Annotated in this window: 15 protein-coding genes; 6 read left to right on the plus strand and 9 right to left on the minus strand. The window is 65.2% G+C overall.

Annotated features, from left to right (window positions below; genetic code table 11):
• Nucleotides 1-17 precede the first annotated feature (17 nt).
• The 4 genes from AB3X95_RS26880 to AB3X95_RS26895 all read right to left on the minus strand — a co-directional run bounded on the left by AB3X95_RS26880 (nucleotide 18) and on the right by AB3X95_RS26895 (nucleotide 5,185).
• Nucleotides 18-998, minus strand: a complete 981-nt coding sequence (locus tag AB3X95_RS26880) for an ABC transporter permease (RefSeq protein WP_368622999.1) — start codon at nucleotides 996-998, stop codon at nucleotides 18-20.
• 49 nt (nucleotides 999-1,047) lie between these two features.
• Nucleotides 1,048-2,613: a sugar ABC transporter ATP-binding protein gene (locus AB3X95_RS26885; RefSeq protein ID WP_368623000.1), complete on the minus strand. Its 1,566-nt coding sequence runs from the start codon at nucleotides 2,611-2,613 to the stop codon at nucleotides 1,048-1,050.
• Nucleotides 2,614-2,937: 324 nt separating this feature from the next.
• Entirely contained in the window at nucleotides 2,938-3,957 is a 1,020-nt protein-coding gene (locus AB3X95_RS26890; protein WP_176109781.1) for an ABC transporter substrate-binding protein, read from the minus strand.
• Between the two features lie 175 nt (nucleotides 3,958-4,132).
• Nucleotides 4,133-5,185 carry a LacI family DNA-binding transcriptional regulator gene (locus AB3X95_RS26895; protein ID WP_368622989.1) on the minus strand — a complete coding sequence of 351 codons (1,053 nt, stop codon included), beginning with the start codon at nucleotides 5,183-5,185 and terminating at the stop codon, nucleotides 4,133-4,135.
• A gap of 391 nt (nucleotides 5,186-5,576) precedes the next feature.
• On the opposite strand from AB3X95_RS26895, the gene AB3X95_RS26900 reads away from it, so the two are divergent.
• The gene (locus tag AB3X95_RS26900; RefSeq protein WP_368623001.1) at nucleotides 5,577-6,533 is read left to right on the plus strand and encodes an aldose 1-epimerase; all 957 of its coding nucleotides are present in this window, start codon (nucleotides 5,577-5,579) and stop codon (nucleotides 6,531-6,533) included.
• Between the two features lie 47 nt (nucleotides 6,534-6,580).
• On the opposite strand, the gene AB3X95_RS26905 is transcribed toward AB3X95_RS26900, so the two are convergent.
• Nucleotides 6,581-7,378, minus strand: coding sequence for an endonuclease/exonuclease/phosphatase family protein (locus tag AB3X95_RS26905; RefSeq protein ID WP_176109779.1), 798 nt, complete (start codon nucleotides 7,376-7,378; stop codon nucleotides 6,581-6,583).
• Between the two features lie 54 nt (nucleotides 7,379-7,432).
• The gene (locus AB3X95_RS26910) at nucleotides 7,433-7,993 is read right to left on the minus strand and encodes a hypothetical protein (protein ID WP_176367401.1); all 561 of its coding nucleotides are present in this window, start codon (nucleotides 7,991-7,993) and stop codon (nucleotides 7,433-7,435) included.
• 281 nt (nucleotides 7,994-8,274) lie between these two features.
• Between AB3X95_RS26910 and AB3X95_RS26915 the strand changes: the two genes are divergently transcribed.
• The 3 genes from AB3X95_RS26915 (at nucleotide 8,275) to AB3X95_RS26925 (ending at nucleotide 11,157) form a co-directional block, all read left to right on the plus strand.
• Nucleotides 8,275-9,252 (plus strand): AAA family ATPase, encoded by a 978-nt coding sequence (locus AB3X95_RS26915; protein ID WP_176122316.1) that lies wholly within the window; start codon nucleotides 8,275-8,277, stop codon nucleotides 9,250-9,252.
• Between the two features lie 354 nt (nucleotides 9,253-9,606).
• Nucleotides 9,607-10,713 carry an NAD(P)/FAD-dependent oxidoreductase gene (locus tag AB3X95_RS26920; protein ID WP_176122315.1) on the plus strand — a complete coding sequence of 369 codons (1,107 nt, stop codon included), beginning with the start codon at nucleotides 9,607-9,609 and terminating at the stop codon, nucleotides 10,711-10,713.
• A gap of 132 nt (nucleotides 10,714-10,845) precedes the next feature.
• Complete coding sequence (locus AB3X95_RS26925) at nucleotides 10,846-11,157, plus strand: high-potential iron-sulfur protein (RefSeq protein ID WP_176109775.1); 312 nt, start codon at nucleotides 10,846-10,848, stop codon at nucleotides 11,155-11,157.
• 127 nt (nucleotides 11,158-11,284) lie between these two features.
• Here the strand turns inward: AB3X95_RS26925 and AB3X95_RS26930 are convergent, their stop codons facing one another.
• On the minus strand, nucleotides 11,285-12,841 hold the full coding sequence (locus tag AB3X95_RS26930; RefSeq protein ID WP_217709965.1) for an amidase: 1,557 nt from the start codon (nucleotides 12,839-12,841) through the stop codon (nucleotides 11,285-11,287).
• A 241-nt stretch (nucleotides 12,842-13,082) separates the two neighbouring features.
• Nucleotides 13,083-13,781, minus strand: coding sequence for a dienelactone hydrolase family protein (locus AB3X95_RS26935; protein WP_184226127.1), 699 nt, complete (start codon nucleotides 13,779-13,781; stop codon nucleotides 13,083-13,085).
• A gap of 321 nt (nucleotides 13,782-14,102) precedes the next feature.
• Here AB3X95_RS26935 and AB3X95_RS26940 point away from each other — a divergent pair, with 321 nt between their 5' ends.
• Complete coding sequence (locus tag AB3X95_RS26940) at nucleotides 14,103-15,206, plus strand: NAD(P)H-dependent flavin oxidoreductase (protein WP_368622990.1); 1,104 nt, start codon at nucleotides 14,103-14,105, stop codon at nucleotides 15,204-15,206.
• Between the two features lie 451 nt (nucleotides 15,207-15,657).
• Nucleotides 15,658-16,803: a branched-chain amino acid ABC transporter substrate-binding protein gene (locus AB3X95_RS26945; RefSeq protein ID WP_018436890.1), complete on the plus strand. Its 1,146-nt coding sequence runs from the start codon at nucleotides 15,658-15,660 to the stop codon at nucleotides 16,801-16,803.
• Between the two features lie 104 nt (nucleotides 16,804-16,907).
• On the opposite strand, the gene AB3X95_RS26950 is transcribed toward AB3X95_RS26945, so the two are convergent.
• Nucleotides 16,908-18,122: an MFS transporter gene (locus AB3X95_RS26950; RefSeq protein WP_368622991.1), complete on the minus strand. Its 1,215-nt coding sequence runs from the start codon at nucleotides 18,120-18,122 to the stop codon at nucleotides 16,908-16,910.
• Between the last annotated feature and the right edge of the window lie 118 nt (nucleotides 18,123-18,240).

The following is an 18,240-nucleotide window of genomic DNA, read 5'->3' on the forward strand; positions in this document are numbered from 1 at the left end:
CGAATCCCGAAAGGTTGTCAGCGCGAGCGCCGCTGCACGTAAACCGCCGCGACGATGATGCCGGCCTTCACGACGAGCGCGGCCGCATCGGGAATGCCGTGCGCGAGCAGCGTATAGCGCAGCAACTGGATGATCAGCGCGCCGATCAGCGTGCCGCCTATATACGCTTTGCCGCCCGTCAGCGCGGTGCCGCCGACCGCGACCGCCGCGATCGCATCGAGTTCGACGCCGAGCCCCACGACGTTCGCGTCCGACGAGGAATTCACCGAGATCGAGATAAGCCCCGCGAGGCCCGCGAGCGCCGCGCACAGCGTGTACGCGATCATCTTGACGGCAGCGGTCGGCACGCCGCACAGATACGCGGCTTTTTCGTTGCCGCCGGTGATCAGCAGATACTGGCCGAACAGCGTCTTGCGCACGACCCACACGAATACGCCGACGAGCGCGAGCATCAGCAGCACCTGGAACGGCACGCCCGCGACCTTGCCGAGCGCGATCCACTGAAAGGCTGGCGTGTTGAACGCTTGCAGACTGCCGTCGGTGACGACCTGCGCGATGCCACGTCCGGCGATGAACAGCACGAGCGTCGCGACGATCGGCTGCACCGATAATCGCGTGACGAGCAGGCCATTGAACACGCCGCACAGGGCGGCCGCCAACACCGGCAGCACGAACGCGAGCGCGATGCCGAGCGGTCCCGCGATGTTGAGGAACAGCATCGGCGCGAGCGCGCCCGCAATCGCCATCGACGCGCCCACCGACAGATCGATGCCGCCCGTCGCCACGACCAGCGTCATGCCGATGCCGACGATCACGATCGTCACGACCTGCGTCATGTTCACGTTGAAGGTCTGCAGCGACCAGAAATGCGGCGTGAAGATAAGGTTGAACAGCACCATCGCGAGCAGCACGATCACTTCGCGCTGCATCGCGAGATGGCGCCACTTCTGCACAGTGCTCGCGGACCGGACGGGCGGCGTGTCGGTCGATTGCATCATGGTTGTATCGGCGCCCGGCGCCTCGCCGCGCAGCGGATTGGAATGCAGCTTAAGCGCCATGACGGTCGCCCTCCAGCGCGTCTTCGATGTGTGCCGCTCGCGCGGCTTGCGCGAGCGCAGATTGGCCCTCGCTGCCGTAGGCGATCGCATCCATGATCGCGGTCTCGCTCATCTCGGCTCCGTTCAGTTCGGCGACGGTGCGGCCGTCGCGGATCACGACCGCGCGATCGGCGACCGCGGTCAGCTCTTCGAGCTCGGACGCGGACAGCAGCACCGCGAGCCCCGCGTCGCGCAACTCGCGCACGATCTTCGCGACGTCGGCTTTCGCGCCGACGTCGATGCCGCGCGTCGGCTCGTCGAGCAGCAGCAGCGCGGGTTCAGCCGCGAGCCAGCGCGCGAGCAGCACTTTCTGCTGATTGCCGCCCGACAGCTCGCGGATCGGCTGATCGGCCGAGCGCAGCTTGATGCCGAGCGACGCGATGAAGCGATCGACGATCACCTGCTGCTTCTTCACGTCGACGATGCCGTTCTTCGCAAGCGTGCGCAGGCAGACGAGCGTCAGGTTGTCGCGCACCGACAGTTCCGGGACGATGCCTTCGCCCTTGCGGTCTTCGGTCAGGTACGCGAGGCCGCGAGCGATCGCGTCCTGCGGAGATTTCAGCGCAACCGTCTCGCCGCCGATCGCGAGCGAGCCTTGCGCGAGCGGATCGGCGCCGAACATCAGCCGCATCGTTTCGGTGCGGCCCGAGCCGAGCAGGCCGGCCAGACCCACCGCCTCGCCCGCGTGCACGTCGAGCGACACGCCGTTGACCTTCGGCGGCGCGCCAAGCTGTGTCGCGCCGATCACCTGCTCGCCGCGCTTCGCGAGATTCGCTTCGCGCGCTGCCGTGTCGTCCTGCACGACCGCGGCGAGCGAGCGGCCGAGCATCGTCGTGACGAGCTGCAGCTTGTCCATCTCGGCCATCGTGCTTTGCGCGACCGTCTGGCCATCGCGCATCACGGTCACGCGATCGCACAGCGCGTAAAGCTCGTCGAGCCGGTGCGACACGAAGATCACCGCGCGGCCGTCGTCGCGCAGCTTGCGCACGACGGTGAACAGCAGCTCGACCTCGCGCTCGTCGAGCGACGACGTCGACTCGTCCATGATCACCATCTTCGCGTCCGACGACACCGCGCGCGCAAGCGCCACCATCTGCTGGATCGCGGTCGAGTAACGGCCGACCGGCTTTTTCACGTCGAGCTGCAAACCGAATGAATCGAGCAGCGCGGCCGCGCGCTGCTGCACCGTGCGCCAGTCGATCAGACCAAAGCGGCGCGGCTCCCGGCCCAGAAAGATGTTTTCCGCGACCGAGCGGAACGGCACCAGGTTGATCTCCTGGTAGATCGTGCTGATGCCCGCTTCGCGCGCCTGCTTCGGCGTGCGGAAATCGACCTCGCGGCCTTCGAAGCGCACGCTGCCCGAGCCGCGCCGATAGGCGCCGGTCAGGATCTTGATCATCGTCGATTTGCCGGCGCCATTCTGGCCGATCAGTGCGTGTACTTCGCCGGCTGCCACGCTCAGATTCGCGCCGCGCAACGCGGGCACGCCGCCGAAGCTGATGCCGATGTCCTGCATCTCGAGCAGCGGCGAACGGGTAAGGGGGGAGTGTGGCGTCTCTTTGCCAGATTCCGTCACGGGAGTTCTCCTGATGCGGATGCTGCCGATATTGCCCGATGCGCTGTTGCTGGCGACGCGGTCGGGCCGCCCCAGCGCGTGCGGCCATGTTACGCCCGCATAAAAGCGAAGCGACGGTCCGTCGGTCACGGGCGCGTCGCTTCGAAGCCTTCCCGCCACCCGCCCGACGAGGAGACATTCATAGAAGGCGGATGGCTTCCTGCTACAACGCCGAAGGGAGTCCCCGGGAACATGCCGCCCCGGGGCGCTTCCCGATGCTTGCGATCAATAGCCGTACTGCATGTTCTGCTGCACGTTTTCCTTGTCGTAGAAGCGGTCGGACACCTTGACCCAGGTCGGGATCTTTTCACCCTTCGCATAGCGCTGCGCGACGTCGCAGGCGAGCGGGCCGAAGAACGGGCTCGACTGCACGCTCGCGCCGAGCTCGCCAGCCGCGATCGCGTCCATGCCGCCCTTGGTCCCGTCGATCGTGACGATCTGGATGTCCTTGCCCGGCTGCTTGCCGGCCGCCTTGATCGCGGCGATCGCGCCGAGCGCCATTTCATCGTTGTGCGCGTACACGGCGGTCACGTCAGGATGCGCCTGCAGCAGCGTTTCCATCACCTTGCGGCCGGTGTCGCGCGCGAAGTCGCCGCTTTGCGACGCGATGATCGTCATGCCGGGGTTCTTCGCGATCACTTCGTCGAAGCCCTTCTTGCGATCGTTCGCGGCCGACGCACCCGTCGTGCCTTCGAGCTCGATGATCTTCGCCTTGCCGCCCGTCGCCTTGACGAGCCAGTCGGCCGCGCGGTGACCCTGATCGATGAAGTCCGAGCCGATGAACGTGATGTAGTCGCGGCCCGCCTTCGCGACCGACTGGTCGACGTTGCGGTCGACGAGGATCACCGGAATGCCGGCCTTCTTCGCCTGCAGCACGACCGGCGCGAGCGGCTTTTCTTCACGCGGCGGGAATACCAGCAGATCGACGTGCTGGGCGATCATGCTTTGAATGTCGGAGACCTGTTTGGAGTTGGAGCCGTTGGCGTCGGTCATCACGATCTGCCAGCCGCATTTCGCGGCGATGTCCTTGAAGCTCCTGGTTTCCGCGAGACGCCACGGGTTGTTGCTTTCGGTCTGCGCGAAGCCGACCTTCAACGGGGTCTTGGTCGCCAGCTTCGGCAATGCGTCGTCGGCATGCGCGGCCGCCGCGCCGACACCGATTGCCAGAGCCAGCAGCGAAGCTGCGAGCGGACGAATCTGCTGCTTGCGCGCGTGCATGCGCGACTGCGTAATGAGCGACGCCATGTCTTCCTCCAGTAACCGGTGACGGTGTATTTGCTTTTTGTGCTGCTCGGGATTGTCTCTGTCCAGCCGGGAGCCCGGCGCTGTTTCGACGGCGAGGATGCAGTTGGCTATAACTCACCGGTGCGTGTTCTTCCCGACCCGACGTGCCGATTATTCCACTCGGAATTATTATCGGTCAATCACTAATAATATTAGTCGTCGCCGGTTTTGCCTCGGTAATTACCCTGACCGAGCTGCGTTCGACCAGTGGTCCGTCGAGCTTCACCGTGCGATGGCGCACCGGTGCGCCGGCCGCGCGGTTGTGCTCTTCCTGCAGCAGCGTCTCGACGGCCCAGCGGCCGAGTTCATAGTTGGGCAGCACCACCGTGGACAGTGGCGGATGCGTATGGCGGGCGATTTCCTGGTCGTCGTAGCCGAGCACCGACACGTCCTCGGGCACGCGCAGGCCCAGCTGCTTGAGCGCCTCGATCGCGCCGATCGCGGTCAGGTCGTTCGCGCAGAAGATCGCGGTGGGCGGATTGGCTTCGCGCATCAGCGACAGTGTCAGCTCGAAGCCGAGGCCGGAACTCCAGTCGCCGTCGCGCACGAGTTCGGCCGCGAACGGCAGATCGGCGGTCGCGAGCGCGGTGCGGTAGCCCTTCAGCCGGTCTTTCGCGGCGTCCTGCCATGGCTCGCCGTTGATGTAGCCGATGCGCCGGTGGCCGGCTTGCAACAGGTACTCGGTGGCCAGGTGGCCGCCCGCGACCTCGGCCGGCACGACCGACGAAAACGTGCTGTCGCCGGTGTAGCAGTTCAGCAGCACGGTTGGCACCTGCGACAGCGCGGCCGGCGGCGCGACCTTACGCGTGTAGACGGTCGCGTAGATCACGCCGAAGACGTGCGGATTGGTGATGAGCGTGTCGAGTACCTGTTTTTCGATGTCGGCGTTGCCGTGCGTCGAGTAGACGGCGAGCATCTTGCCGCTCGCGTACGCTGCGTCGCGCGCGCCGTCGATGTTGACGACCGGGTGCGGGCTCGTGGAGATTTCATCGGCCAGATAGACGATCAGATTGCGCTCGTCGCTCGATGCGGTGAGCGGCTCGCGCAGCGACAGCCGGTAGCCGAGGTCGTGCGCGGCCTTCAGCACCTTGTTGCGGGTGGCCTCGGAGAACTTCGCGCCGGCCGCGTTGTTGAGCACGAGCGAGACGGTGGATTGCGACACGCCGGTGAGCTTGGCGATGTCGGTCATGGTGGGACGGCGTTGAGTCGATTTTTTCATTGTGCGGGCCGCGCTGGGGCGGCGCTGAAGCAGGGGAATGCCAGCGGCATCATGGTGCTGACGGTACCACTAATAATATGCGCGCGGCAACGCGCGCTAACCCGCCATTTGGGAATCGAGCTTACGCTCCGTTACCGGCTCTTTTTGAGCGAATTTATTACTAATAATATTGACCGGCAATGCGGTGTCGTGCGATTCTCGCTCGGGGCGGACTGCCGTAGTCCGCCGGCCGCGGGGTACGCGGCACGTCAAAGGAGATATGAATGCACGTTTCTGTTACCGCTTTCCGCTCGCGGTTTCGCCTCGTCTGATCATGCGCGACGTGTCCCTGATTCCTGCACGGCCGGGCGAGGCATATGCGGTGACCCGATCGGCGGCGCAGCTGTCATGGCTCGACGATCCCGCGATCGCCGCGCGCCTCGTCACGTTGTCGGCCGGCGCATTGCGCGCGGTGCTCGCGCCGGACATTGGCGGCGCGCTCGCGGCGTTCTACGAGGTCACCCCGGAAGGCCCGTTGCACTGGCTGCGGCCGGCGCTGCCGGAAGCGTTCGAAGCGCGCGATCCGCTGCGCATGGCGAGCTTCCCGCTGTTCCCGTACTGCAACCGGATTCGCGATGCACGCTTCGCGTTCGACGGCGCGACGATCGATCTCGCCGGCAACGACCCGCATTTCGCCCACGCGCTGCATGGCAACGCGTGGCGTCGTCCATGGCGCGTCGGAGCGCGCAGTGAAAGCGCGGTGGACTTGCACTTCGAGCACGAGCCCGATGCGAGCGTGGCCGGCGACTGGCCGTTTCGCTATCGCGCGCGGCAGCGTATCGAGTTGCGCGGCGGCGCGCTGCACATCACGATGTCCGCATGGAATCTCGCCGATCGGCCGATGCCGTTCGGCATGGGCCATCACCCGTACTATCCGCGCACCGCGGCGACGCGCATCCATGCCGACGTGCAGGCGATGTGGCACGCGGACACCGATGTGCTGCCGACGCATCTCGGCCCGCATCCGGCCGTCGACGCGTTGCGCGCGGGCATGTCACCCGACGCGTTCGATCTGGATAACAACTTTTCGAACTGGTCGCGCGCGGCGACGATCGCGTGGCCCGACGAGCGCCGCAAGCTGACGATGCGTGCCGACGCGCCGTTCGATCACCTGGTCGTGTTCGCGCCGGCCAACGATCCGCAGCTATGCGTGGAGCCGGTCACGAACACGACCGACTGCTTCAACGCGATTGGTACACAAAAGCACGTTGGCGGCTGCGTGTTGCAGCCGGGGGAAGAGATAGAAGCGGCGTTGAGCTGGACACCGAATCGCGAGTGAAGGGAGCACGCGTTTTCCGTTGGCGGAGGCGCAACGAGCGAAAACGTTTACTCCAAGCGCAACTTCGCCATATACGGCAAATGATCCGACAGCCACGCGGTCTCCTGCGTCGGCTGGATCCATTCGACTGGCTGCATGCCGCGCACGAACATCTTGTCGAGCGACAGCGCCGGCGAGAACGCCGGGAACGTGCGCGCCGGTTCGCCGAGCAGCGTCGCGACTTCCTGCAAGCCGTGCTCGCGAAAGAGCGGCACCGAGTCGTTGCGCCAATCGTTGAAGTCGCCGGCCAGCACGAGCGGACCGTCCGGGGCTTCCTTCGCGATCCAGTGCGCGATCCAGTTCATCTGCCGCAAGCGCGCCGGACGTGTCAGCGCGAGATGCGCGCACAGCAGCGTGACGAGCCGCCCGCCGAACGTCGCACGCGCGACCAGCAGGCCGCGCTTTTCGAAGCGGTGCGCGGAAATGTCCCAGCGGCCGCCAAGATCCAGCGGATGCGGCGACAGAATTGCATTGCCGTGCCGCCACGACGGCTTGAACACGTTCGGGCCGAGTGCGACTTCGAGTTCGAGCGCGCGCGCGATTTCGGTCGCCTGACAGTGCCAGACGTCGGTCAGTGGATCGTCCATCGGCGCACCGAAACTACTCGCCAACACCGGCGACGGCATGCGCCGCGCCATCGCTTCCTGCAGGAAGTACGCGTCCGCGTGAGTCGATTGAACCCAGCGCTGCATCGCCTGCCAGGCCTGAAAACCGAGCGGGGTGCGGCCTTTGTGCAGGTTCCAGCTCACAGCGACGAAATCGTTCGGTGCGAGGCTCTCGCGGATCAGTTCTTCTGGGTTTCGCATGCCGCGTTATCCACGTGTTCTGTTTGAGCGCGCCGGTCAGGCGCGCGGTTCCTGTCAGTTTGGAGTGTTGCCGCCAGACGCGGCGCCATTGCCGCTCGTGCCGCCATTCGTACCGTTGGCATTCGCACCGTTGCTCACGACGCTCGCGTGCACGCGGTACACGAGGTTCGGATTGCGATCGACGATCGTCCAGCTCGCCCATTGATCCGGCGGCACCACCAGACCCGGGTGGCTCGCGCTCACCTGGCGCGGTTGCGGCGGCAGCTTGCAGCCGATGTCGGTGCGCCCCGCGTTGTTGTCCTCGAGCGTTTCCTGCGTGTCGATCGAAAACATCACGCCCTCGGGATCGACGCGCAGCGGCGACACCGTGATCGTGCGCGACAGATCGATGCTGCCGGCCGGCTGGTCCTTGCAGCCGACATTGTGTTGCACGACCTGGTGATGCGTATCCGTGCGCGCCTGGCCGACGGTAGTGGTGCCGTCGAACGAATCGATCTGCTGGCCATCTTTCACTACCTGCAATTGCCATTGCACGACCTGCTGCGCTGGCTGTTGTTGCGCGTGGGCGAGCAACGAAGCGCCAAGCAGCATGGCCACGATACTGGTTTTCCACATAAAAGGTTCTCCGCTCACGCGTCGGTTGCGGGGTTGCCTTGCCTCTCGCCGCAGCAGGTCAGGAAGCAATCTTACCCCCGATGGCCGCAACGATTTCTGACACGGCCGAGGAGGGCCGGTTCAGCAACAATCCATTCCAGATAAGGATCGGAATGCCCGCGATCGTTAGCAGCAGAGTCGTGCGACTGCTGGCTTGCACGCACTTGTGTCCTCGCTACACTGGACTGGTATCGGCGCTCACAAGGCGCCGCCGCAGCAGGATCAGCGAGACGGGGTGAGCGATGACGACAGCAATGGTCAAACAGGAAATCGCCGTGGCCTCGTTCAGCCGGGTGTATGACCTCGACGAGGTCGAAAGCGCGCTGAACGGTCTCGGCGAAGGCGCGAACGAGGCGCTGCGCACGACCTACGAAAAGATGCTGAAAAACGGCAATCTGCGCTTCTGCGTGAAGCCGAACCGGATGCCGTCGATCGACGATCTGATCGACGCGCTGCCCAATTTTTCCTCACCGCTCGACGACATCCGCAAGCAGGTCGCGCTGTGCCTCGAAACCGAGGATCGGCTCGAACTGATGCCGATCCTGCTGCTCGGCGAACCCGGCATCGGCAAGACGCATTTCGCGAAGCAGTTGGCGCGCCTGCTCGGCACCGCGTACCAATACGTCGCGATGAGTTCGCTGACGGCGGGCTGGATTCTGTCGGGCGCGTCGTCGCAATGGAAGAACGCGAAGCCGGGCAAGGTGTTCGATGCGCTCGTGAACGGCAGCTATGCGAACCCGGTCATCGCTGTCGACGAGATCGACAAGGCGACCGGCGATTCGCAATACGACCCGCTCGGCGCGCTGTACGCGCTACTCGAACACGACACCGCCCAGAGCTTCGTCGACGAGTTCGCCGAGATACCAATCAACGCGGGCAACGTGATCTGGATCGCGACCGCCAACGACGAACGCGCGATCCCCGAGCCGATCCTCAACCGCATGAACGTCTACGAGATCGCGCCGCCAGACCACGCCGGCGCGCGACGCATCGCGCAGGCGATCTACGACGAAATCCGCGGCGCGCACAACTGGGGCCTGCGCTTTCCGGAGACGCTCGGCGACGCGACGCTCGATGCGCTCAAGCGGGCATCGCCGCGCGAGATGCGCCGCGCGATCCTGAACGGCTTCGGCGCGGCGCGCATCGCGGGACGCGACCGGGTCGAACCCGCCGATATCCGGCTCGATTACGGAAACCGGCGAAAACCGATCGGGTTTTGACGTTTTCGGCCAGTTTCTTGCACCAATCCCGCGTTTTTCGTGATTTTGGTGGCTGTCGCGGCAATTCGTACAATGTGTGTGGTGAATGCAACGGCAATTGTTGCTGTTTTCGACGTAGATCGTGGAGTCAAGCCGGTTTGCGCCGACATCACCTGGTCGAGGCGCACGAGCGTTTGTCACTTCTGTCTGTACCGAGTCGTACAATTTTCCGTGGGGGTGATAAAAAGACATAAGCAGACCCAGCGGACAGATACGTTCGACAATGAACGGAACGCGGCGGCGAGATGCCGTTCCTGTCTTCCTTCCATCGGCTGAACGAGGCAGCGCGCGGTGCGATGCGCCGCGTCAACGGATATGGATCAGATCGAATGTGTAGTGATCGGTGCCGGCGTGATCGGCCTCGCGACGGCGCGCGCTCTGGCGGCGCGCGGGCGCGAAGTGATCGTGCTGGAGGCCGCCGACGCGATCGGCGTGGGCACGAGTTCACGCAACAGCGAAGTGATTCACGCGGGCATCTACTATCCGCGCGGATCGCTGAAGGCCACGCTGTGCGTGCGCGGCCGCGAAATGCTGTATGACTACTGCGCCGAGCGCAACGTGCCGCATTCGCGCTGCGGCAAACTGCTCGTCGCGACGTCGCGCAACCAGATTCCGCAGCTCGAAAGCATCATGGCCAAAGGGCGCGACAACGGCGTGCTCGACCTGATGCGCATCACCGGCGATCAGGCGCAGGCGCTCGAACCGGCGCTCGAATGCGTGGAGGCGGTGTTTTCGCCGCAGACGGGGATCGTCGATAGTCATCAGTACATGCTCGCGCTGCAAGGCGATGCCGAGCGTGACGGCGCCGTGTACGCGTTTCATGCGCCGGTCGAGGCGATCGAGGCTCACAACGGCCGCTTCACGATCGCGGTCGGCGGTGCGGCGCCCACCACGATCAGCGCCGCCTGCGTGATCAACAGCGCGGGTCTGCATGCGAACGCGCTCGCGCGCAAGATTCGCGGGCTCGACCCGCGCCACGTGCCGCCGCTTTACTTCGCCCGCGGCAATTACTTCAGCATCTCGGGGCGCGCGCCGTTCAGCCGCCTGATCTATCCGATGCCGAACGAGGCCGGCCTGGGCGTGCACCTGACGCTCGATCTCGGCGGCCAGGCGCGTTTCGGTCCCGACGTCGAGTGGGTCGACGCGATCAATTACGACGTCGATCCCCGCCGCGCGGAGTCGTTTTATGCGGCGATTCGCGCGTACTGGCCGGCCTTGCCCGATAACGCGTTGCAGCCGGCTTACGCGGGCATTCGTCCGAAGCTTTCAGGTCCTGGTGAACCCGCCGCCGATTTCGTAATTCAGGGGCCGGCCGCGCATGGCGTGCGCGGGCTTGTCAATCTGTTCGGCATCGAGTCGCCGGGTCTGACGGCATCACTGCCGATCGCGCAGCGGGTCTGCGAGCTGGCGGGGCGCGCGTAAGCGCGCGATTACACCGTACCGATCCGCTTATCTCCAGCATTTGGAATATCACCGGAGACGGCTTCGTTGCTATGCTTGGCGAACGCTGTCATCAGAACGGCGTTGATTCCAATATAAATGGAGTGAGTCCCCATGAGATCTTCCCGTCGTACGTTTTTGATCACCAGCATCGGTGTGGCATCGACACTCGCACTGTCGCGCCAGGCGTTCGCCGACGCGCCGAAAGTCTCCGAAACCGATCCGACCGCGCAGGCGCTTGGCTACAAGGCGGACGCGAGCAAGGTCGACAAGGCGAAATTCGCCAAATTCGCGCCAGGCCAGCAATGCAGCAACTGCAGCTTCTTCCAGGGCAAGGCGGGCGATGCCTACGGCGGCTGCCCGATGTTCGCGGGCAAACAGGTCGCTGCCACCGGCTGGTGCAGCGCTTATAACAAGAAGGCCTGATCGAGCCTGCGTGTGATGTGCTAGCAGGCTTTGCGCGGGATGCGCGGCGACATCGCGGCGCATTCCGCGACTGCGTGCATCGTGGCGTCTTGCGCCAGATGCGGATTGCAGCCGGCCGCTGGATTTTTTAGCGCCGCGCTTTCATCAATGGTGGGCGCCTGTCGAACCACGGACGTGCCGCCTCGAGTTGCGCGGCGAGTCTAAACAGCGTCGCCTCACCGCCGACACGCGCGGCGAACTGCACGCCGATCGGCAGCCCGCGCGCGTTCCAGTACAAGGGCACCGACATCGCCGGCTGGCCACTCAGATTGAACAGCTCCGTGCAGCCGGCCCAAGCGAATGCCTTGTTCGAGGCTTCGAACAGCAGTTTCTTCATCAATCGTTCCAGCGGCATCGTGGTGACCGCGCGCATCTGCATGCGCTCGACGGAACTCGGCCGCATCTCGCCGATCTTGATCGGCGCGGACGCGAGCGTCGCGCACAACAGCACGTCGTAGCGGTTCAGCAGATCGGTCAGACGCGCGGTGATGCGGCGCTGTTCGTCGAGCGCGGCCGGCAAACCCTGCTCGCCGATCTTGCGGCCGACGTGCGCCATCGCCCACGTCGAAATTTCGAACTCGCCGCGCGTCGGCCTGTGGCCGGTGATGCGCTCCGCGTTCAGCACGAGGTCTTCGGCCGTCACCGACCACAGCGTCAGGAAAGCATGACGGACCGCCGCGAAATCGACGCCGAGCGACACCGGCTCCAGACGATGGCCGAGTGAGCTCGCGAGTTGCGCGGCGTCGTCGAGCGCGGCGCGCGCATCGGCCGATAACGACGGCGCGAGCATCGGCTCGGTCACGTAGGCGATCGTCAGCGGCTTGCATGGCTCGCGCGTTGCGCCGAGAAAGGTGCCGGGTGCGCCGGCCGGCCGCTCGGCGTTGCCCGCCAGCAGGTCGAGCAGCAATGCGCTGTCGCGCACGCTGCGCGAGACAGCGTGATCGATGCCGAGTTCGCCGGCACTGGCCTGCGCCGCGCGCGGCACGCGACCGCGCGACGGTTTCAGGCCGAACAGTCCGCAGCATGACGCCGGAATTCGGATCGAGCCGCCGCCGTCCGACGCATGCGCGAGCGGCACCACGCCAGCGGCGACCGCCGCCGCCGCGCCGCCGCTCGAACCGCCCGGCGTGTGATCGAGATTCCACGGATTGCGGCACGCGCCGAATAGTTCGGGCTCCGTATAAGGCATCTGGCCGAGCTCGGAGGTGCTGGTCTTCGCGAAGATGTTCAGACCCGCCGCTTTCGCGAGCGCGACGACCGGCGCGTCCTGCGTCGGAATGAAGTGGCGGTAGTGGCGGCTGCCCATGGCCATGCGCAGTCCCGCCACGGGCGCGCCGAGATCCTTGATCAGGAACGGCACGCCCGCGAGCGCGGCGTGGGCGGAGGAGTTGTCCGTTCCGTTCACGCCGTCGGCGCTATTCGCGCGATTTGCGTCGTCGCGCGATGCGCGCTGGCGGGCCGCATCGTAGTCCTTCAGAACCACTGCGTTGATCGCGGGATTGACGGCCTCGGTGCGCGAGATCGCGACGTCGATCAGTTCGCGCGCGCTAACCTGGCGCGTGCGCACGAGTTCGGCGAGGCCGATGGCATCATGAGCGAGATAGTCTGATAGCACGTCGTTTGAGCCCTCGCGGTCGGTTGGCATGCTGCGTCGAATTCGCGGCCGGCCATGCACGCGCGACGGCGTCGTTTCGCTCGATTTCGCGTTGCTCCGCCCGGGCGCCGCGCATGTGAAAGACGGCGTGTCGGCCGACACGCCGTCTTTCACAGAGTACCTGAGTTGAGAGCCGACGTGACTGATGTGAATTCGAATGCTCACTTCAAATGCGCGAGCTGGCGATCACATCAGTAACGCGGCGGGTCCGGCTAATTGCCGGAACCGCGAATTACATCCGCTCGCCGAGGAACGTCAGCGTGCGGCCATGCGCCAACGCCGACGCGTGCTGGTTGTACGACGCACGATCCGAGCAGTTGAAGCCATGATCCGCGTTCGGGTAGATGTTGAATTGCACGTCGGCACGACCCGCGAAGCGCTCCTGAATCTGGCCGATGTCCGACGGCAGAATATGCGCGTCGAGCTCGCCGTAGTGGAACTGCATCGGCACCTTGACGTTCGCGGCCTTGTCGAGATGGTTGTGGATGCCGCCGCCGTAGTAGGCGACTGCGGCGTCGACCGAACCGGCCGCTGCGGCCAGATAGGCGAGACGGCCGCCGAAGCAGTAGCCGATCGCCGCGACCTTGCCGGTCACTTCCGGCAGCGCGCGCAAGGCGGCCGCGGCGGCGCCGATGTCGGCGACCGCGTCGTCGACCCTGGTCTTCTGCATCAGCTCGATGCCCTTTTCGCGATCCTTGCCCTCATACGTCAACTCGACGCGCGGCTGCACGCGCCAGAACACGTCCGGGGCGAGCGCGACATAGCCGTCCTGCGCGTACTGATCGGCGACCGAGCGGATATGGCTGTTCACGCCGAAGATTTCCTGGATGATGATGACGGCCGGTCCCTTGCCGCCCTTCGGCAGCGCGAGATAGCCGCCGAAAGTGTCGTTGCCGGCCGGGATGTCGATCCATCGGGAAGTCGTGCTCATGTTGTTCTCCATTGACTCGCGCGAACGCCGCGCGAGGTCGGTGTGTACGAAACGCTCAAGGCCACGCGGCCCTGCAACGGGCGGTTAGTTTGCCATCAAAAGAACCGGCTTGCAGCGAGGCGGGACGGGGCCTCGCGGGCAATGCGGCGCGCTTCGATTCTCGTAAGGCGATTGAAACGATCTCGATTATTCATTTCTCCGCGATGGCGCGGACGGGTACAGTCAGCGCGTAGTGGCTCGCGCGTGTCAGCGCATCTCGCGACATGTTGGCGAGCGCATGACTCAGCACATCGACGGCTTTGCGCCGGAAAGGAAACGAACATGAACGAAGGCAGTTTTGTGACGCCGTTTGCCGAGCGCTTCCAGCTGCGGGTACCCGTCGTGCAGGCGCCGATGGCCGGCGGCGCGACGACGCCGGCGCTCGTCGCGGCGGTATCGAACGCGGGCGGGCTTGGTTTTCTCGCGGGCGCGGCGCTCGCACCCGAAAAGATCGCGAGCGAGGTCGCGGCGATTCGCGCGCTGACCGATCGCCCGTTCGGCGTGAATCTGTTCGTGCTCGATCCCGTTTCGCCCGATGAAGCGACCGTGCGTCGCGCGCTCGACGCGATCGATCCGCTGCGTGCCGAGCTCGGTTTGCCGCCGGGCCAGCCGCTCGCACACTATGCGCCTGACTTTCGCGCGCAACTGGAGGCGCTGATCGACTTGCGTGTGCCCGTCGCCGGCTTTACGTTCGGACTGCTTTCGGCGGCCGACGTCGAGCGTTTGCATGCGGGCGGCAGCTATGTAGTTGGGACTGCGACGCATGTTGCCGAGGGCATCGCGTGGCGCGATGCGGGTGCCGATGCGATCGTCGCGCAAGGCGCGGAGGCAGGCGCGCATCGCGGCACGTTCATCGGCGCATTCGAAGATGCGCTGGTCGGCACGATGGCGCTCGTGCCGCAACTGGTCGACGCGACCGGGTTGCCGGTGCTGGCGGCCGGCGGCATCATGGACGGTCGCGGCATCGTCGCGGCACTCGCGCTAGGCGCGCAAGCCGCGGTGATGGGCACCGCATTTCTGACCACCCGCGAGAGCGCGATCCCTGAGGTATGGAAAACCCGCGTGCGCGGCACGTCCGATACGTCGACCACGGTGACGCGCGCGATCACGGGCCGTCACGCTCGCGGCATCCGCAATCCGTTGATGCAACGTTTGCGCGAATCGGCGGAAAGCATCGCGCCGTATCCGGTGCAAAACGCTTTGACGCAGGAGCTGCGGCAACACGCGGCGCGCGCGCAGAACGGCGACTACCTGTCGCTGTGGGCGGGGCAGGGTGCGCCGCTCGGGCGCACGCGCGCCGAAGCAATCGGCGCGGCTGAACTGATGGCGCAGCTCGAGCAGGAATGGCGGGCGGCCTCCGCGCGAATCGCCGGGTTCATGCGTTGATTGCGTGGTCGATTTAAGGTTGATTTAAGTTTTTTACCGCTGTCACATTCCTGTGCGGCACGCCACATTTTTGAGTTGAAAAACCCTTCGAATCTTATGTGACAGGAGCCGGAAAATGACTAAATCCGCGCCCGCAGAGAAACTTCCCAATTAGCGGAAACCCGCATGGGATGGGGCTTTCCGGCTCGCTCGCCCAAGCCGCGAGCGGCTCGCGCAGCAACTGCGCTATTAGTGTTGTTCCCACTTTCTCAAAAAACTCCCGCAAATTAATTTGTTGGCCTACACTTGCGCGCAAGTACGGTTTGCCAACTGTCACAAACAGTCCGGTAAACGTACTGGCCAAGTGCATGAACGATGCAACCGGCGTGGTCGTCCACGGGACTGAGCGACACGTGTAGGGGAAGCGGGGCACAGGGCGATTACGTTGTTTTGACCGAAACTGGAGACTTACATGAGCATCAAAATTCAAAAGCTGTTGCCGATCAGCGCTGCCGCTCTGCTGTTCGCGACGTTGGCAACATCGGCCGCGGCCGACACGGTCATCAAGATCGGTCACGTCGCGCCGTTGACTGGCGGTATCGCTCACCTGGGTAAGGACAACGAGAACGGCGCGCGCCTGGCCGTTGAGGAAATCAACGCGAAGGGTCTGACGATCGGCGGCCAGAAGGTCACGCTGCAACTCGACGCGCAAGACGACGCGGCTGACCCCCGCACGGCTACGCAGGTTGCGCAGAAGCTCGTCGACGACAAGGTCGTCGCCGTGGTCGGCCACCTGAACTCGGGCACCTCGATCCCGGCATCGAAGATCTATAGCGATTCGGGCATCGTGCAGATCTCGCCGTCGGCGACGAACCCGGCCTACACGCAGCAAGGCTTCAAGACGACCTACCGCGTCGTCGCGACCGACGCTCAGCAAGGCCCGGCACTCGCGAACTACGCGGCGAAGGGCATGAAGGTGAAGAGCGTAGCGATCGTCGACGACTCGACCGCTTACGGCCAAGGTCTCGCGAACGAGTTCGAGAAGACGGCGAAGGCGCTCGGTCTGAACGTCGTATCGCACGACGCGACGAACGACAAGGCCGTCGACTTCCGCGCGATTCTGACGAAGATCAAGGGTGAAAACCCCGACGCGATCATGTACGGCGGCATGGACGCAACCGGCGGCCCGTTCGCCAAGCAGGCAAAGCAGCTCGGCCTGCGTGCGAAGGTGCTGGCAGGTGATGGCGTGTGTACCGACAAGCTGTCGGACCTGGCCGGCGACGCAACCGACAATATCGTCTGCTCGGAAGCCGGCATGGCGCTCGAAAAGATGGCTGGCGGCAAGGCGTTCGAAACGAAGTACGAAAAGCGCTTCGGCCAGCCGATCCAGATTTACGCGCCGTTCACGTATGACGCTGTGTACATCATCGTCGACGCGATGAAGCGCGCCAACTCGACCGAACCGGCGAAGATCCTGGCAGCGATGCCGGCGACCGACTACAAGGGCGTGATCGGCGAAACGACGTTCGACTCGAAGGGCGACCTGCAGCACGGCGTGATCTCGCTGTACAACTACAAGCAAGGCAAGAAGACGCTGCTCGACGTCGTGAAGATGTAAATTCGGTGTGATCGAAGGCGGCGTCGCGCCGCACTTCGATTCGCAGCTTGAGAGGCACGTGGGCCGCGAGGCTTGCGTGCCTTTTCTTTTGTTCACCGCTCCTGTCAGATCTTCAAACGCCGCAGCACCTTCGGCCCGGCGAAGGCGATCATCGCGGCGCACACCGCGACGACCGACAGTCCGATCGTCAGATTGGTCACCTGCGCGACGGCGCCGATGATCACCGGTCCGAGCAGCAAGCCGAAATAGGCCAGCCCCGCGACGTGCGCGAGCCCTTCGGCCGCGTGGATGCCCTTCACGCTCGCCGCCGCCGCGAACAGCACCGGCATCATGTTCGCGAGGCCCAGGCCGATCAGCGCAAAGCCGGCGAGCGCTGCCACCGGATTCGGCAGCAGCAGCGCGTCGACCATCCCGGCGCAGGCGAGCGCCGCGCTGATCATCACGAGCTGGGGTGCACCGAAGCGGGCGCGCACCGCGTCGCCGGCAAAACGCGCGACTGCCATGCCGCCGGAAAACGCCGCGTAGGCGGCGCTGGCGAGCGCGGGCGTCGAGAGCACGACATCGCGCATATAGACCGTGGCCCAGTCGTACATCGCGCCTTCGGCGATCAGCGCGACCAGCGCCATCGTGCCGAGCGCCCACAGCGCCGGCGAGCGCCAGCGGCTCGCGCGCGGCGTCGCGGCATCGGGATGCTCGGCGTGCGGCACGTGCGGCAACACCGACGGGCAGGCGAGCACCAGCACGAGCGCGCTGGTCGCCGCAGCGAGCGCGAGATGCAGGGCCGGCGCCATGCCGCGCGACAGCAGCGCCCCACCGACCGCTGCGCCGAACATGCCGCCAAGACTGAACATGCCGTGCAGCGAGGACATGATCGGCTTGCCGAGCGCCTTTTCGACGGCGCTCGCTTCGGCGTTCATCGCGACGTCGAGCGTGGCCATGCCGGCGCCGAAGACGGCCAGCACGATCAGCAGAATCCAGTACGCGGGCACGGCCAGAATCAGCGCCGCGCAGGCGGCCATCGCGAGGCCGCCGGCCAGACAGGCCCGGCGCGTGCCGACCCGCGCGATCCACGACGCATTGGTCACCATCGCGCCGATCGATCCGCCCGCCACCGCGAACAACGCGAACGACAGCATCGCCGGATTCAGATGGAAGCGGTCGCGCACCGTCGGCACATGCACGCCCCACGACGCGTACATCATGCCGGCGATGAAAAACAGCGCCATCGTGGCGATCCGTGCGCGTTGCCGTGCGGTGACGGACAAGTTGCGATGGGCGGCGGGGAGGACGGCGAATTCGGAGGCATGGTGATCGGGCACGGAGGTCTCGAGGCGGAGGGCGCGAGAAAGCGCATTGAAAGCGGATCTCCGATTCTATCGAAGCGTGGTGGCTAACGCTTGGAGCCGTGGGATCGGGCGCATACGATTGATGGGCCGG

Origin of the sequence: Paraburkholderia sp. BR13444 (assembly GCF_040948755.1) — a bacterium.
Lineage (GTDB): Bacteria > Pseudomonadota > Gammaproteobacteria > Burkholderiales > Burkholderiaceae > Paraburkholderia > Paraburkholderia youngii.

Bases quoted from the DNA above. Each gene is read 5' to 3' on its own strand.
- AB3X95_RS26880 (WP_368622999.1), bottom strand. From the start codon at position 998: ATGATGCAATCGACCGACACGCCGCCCGTCCGGTCCGCGAGCACTGTG.
- AB3X95_RS26885 (WP_368623000.1), bottom strand. From the start codon at position 2,613: ATGCAGGACATCGGCATCAGCTTCGGCGGCGTGCCCGCGTTGCGCGGC.
- AB3X95_RS26890 (WP_176109781.1), bottom strand. From the start codon at position 3,957: ATGGCGTCGCTCATTACGCAGTCGCGCATGCACGCGCGCAAGCAGCAG.
- AB3X95_RS26895 (WP_368622989.1), bottom strand. From the start codon at position 5,185: ATGACCGACATCGCCAAGCTCACCGGCGTGTCGCAATCCACCGTCTCG.
- AB3X95_RS26905 (WP_176109779.1), bottom strand. From the start codon at position 7,378: ATGCGAAACCCAGAAGAACTGATCCGCGAGAGCCTCGCACCGAACGAT.
- AB3X95_RS26910 (WP_176367401.1), bottom strand. From the start codon at position 7,993: ATGTGGAAAACCAGTATCGTGGCCATGCTGCTTGGCGCTTCGTTGCTC.
- AB3X95_RS26915 (WP_176122316.1), top strand. From the start codon at position 8,275: ATGACGACAGCAATGGTCAAACAGGAAATCGCCGTGGCCTCGTTCAGC.
- AB3X95_RS26920 (WP_176122315.1), top strand. From the start codon at position 9,607: ATGGATCAGATCGAATGTGTAGTGATCGGTGCCGGCGTGATCGGCCTC.
- AB3X95_RS26925 (WP_176109775.1), top strand. From the start codon at position 10,846: ATGAGATCTTCCCGTCGTACGTTTTTGATCACCAGCATCGGTGTGGCA.
- AB3X95_RS26930 (WP_217709965.1), bottom strand. From the start codon at position 12,841: ATGCCAACCGACCGCGAGGGCTCAAACGACGTGCTATCAGACTATCTC.
- AB3X95_RS26935 (WP_184226127.1), bottom strand. From the start codon at position 13,781: ATGAGCACGACTTCCCGATGGATCGACATCCCGGCCGGCAACGACACT.
- AB3X95_RS26940 (WP_368622990.1), top strand. From the start codon at position 14,103: ATGAACGAAGGCAGTTTTGTGACGCCGTTTGCCGAGCGCTTCCAGCTG.
- AB3X95_RS26945 (WP_018436890.1), top strand. From the start codon at position 15,658: ATGAGCATCAAAATTCAAAAGCTGTTGCCGATCAGCGCTGCCGCTCTG.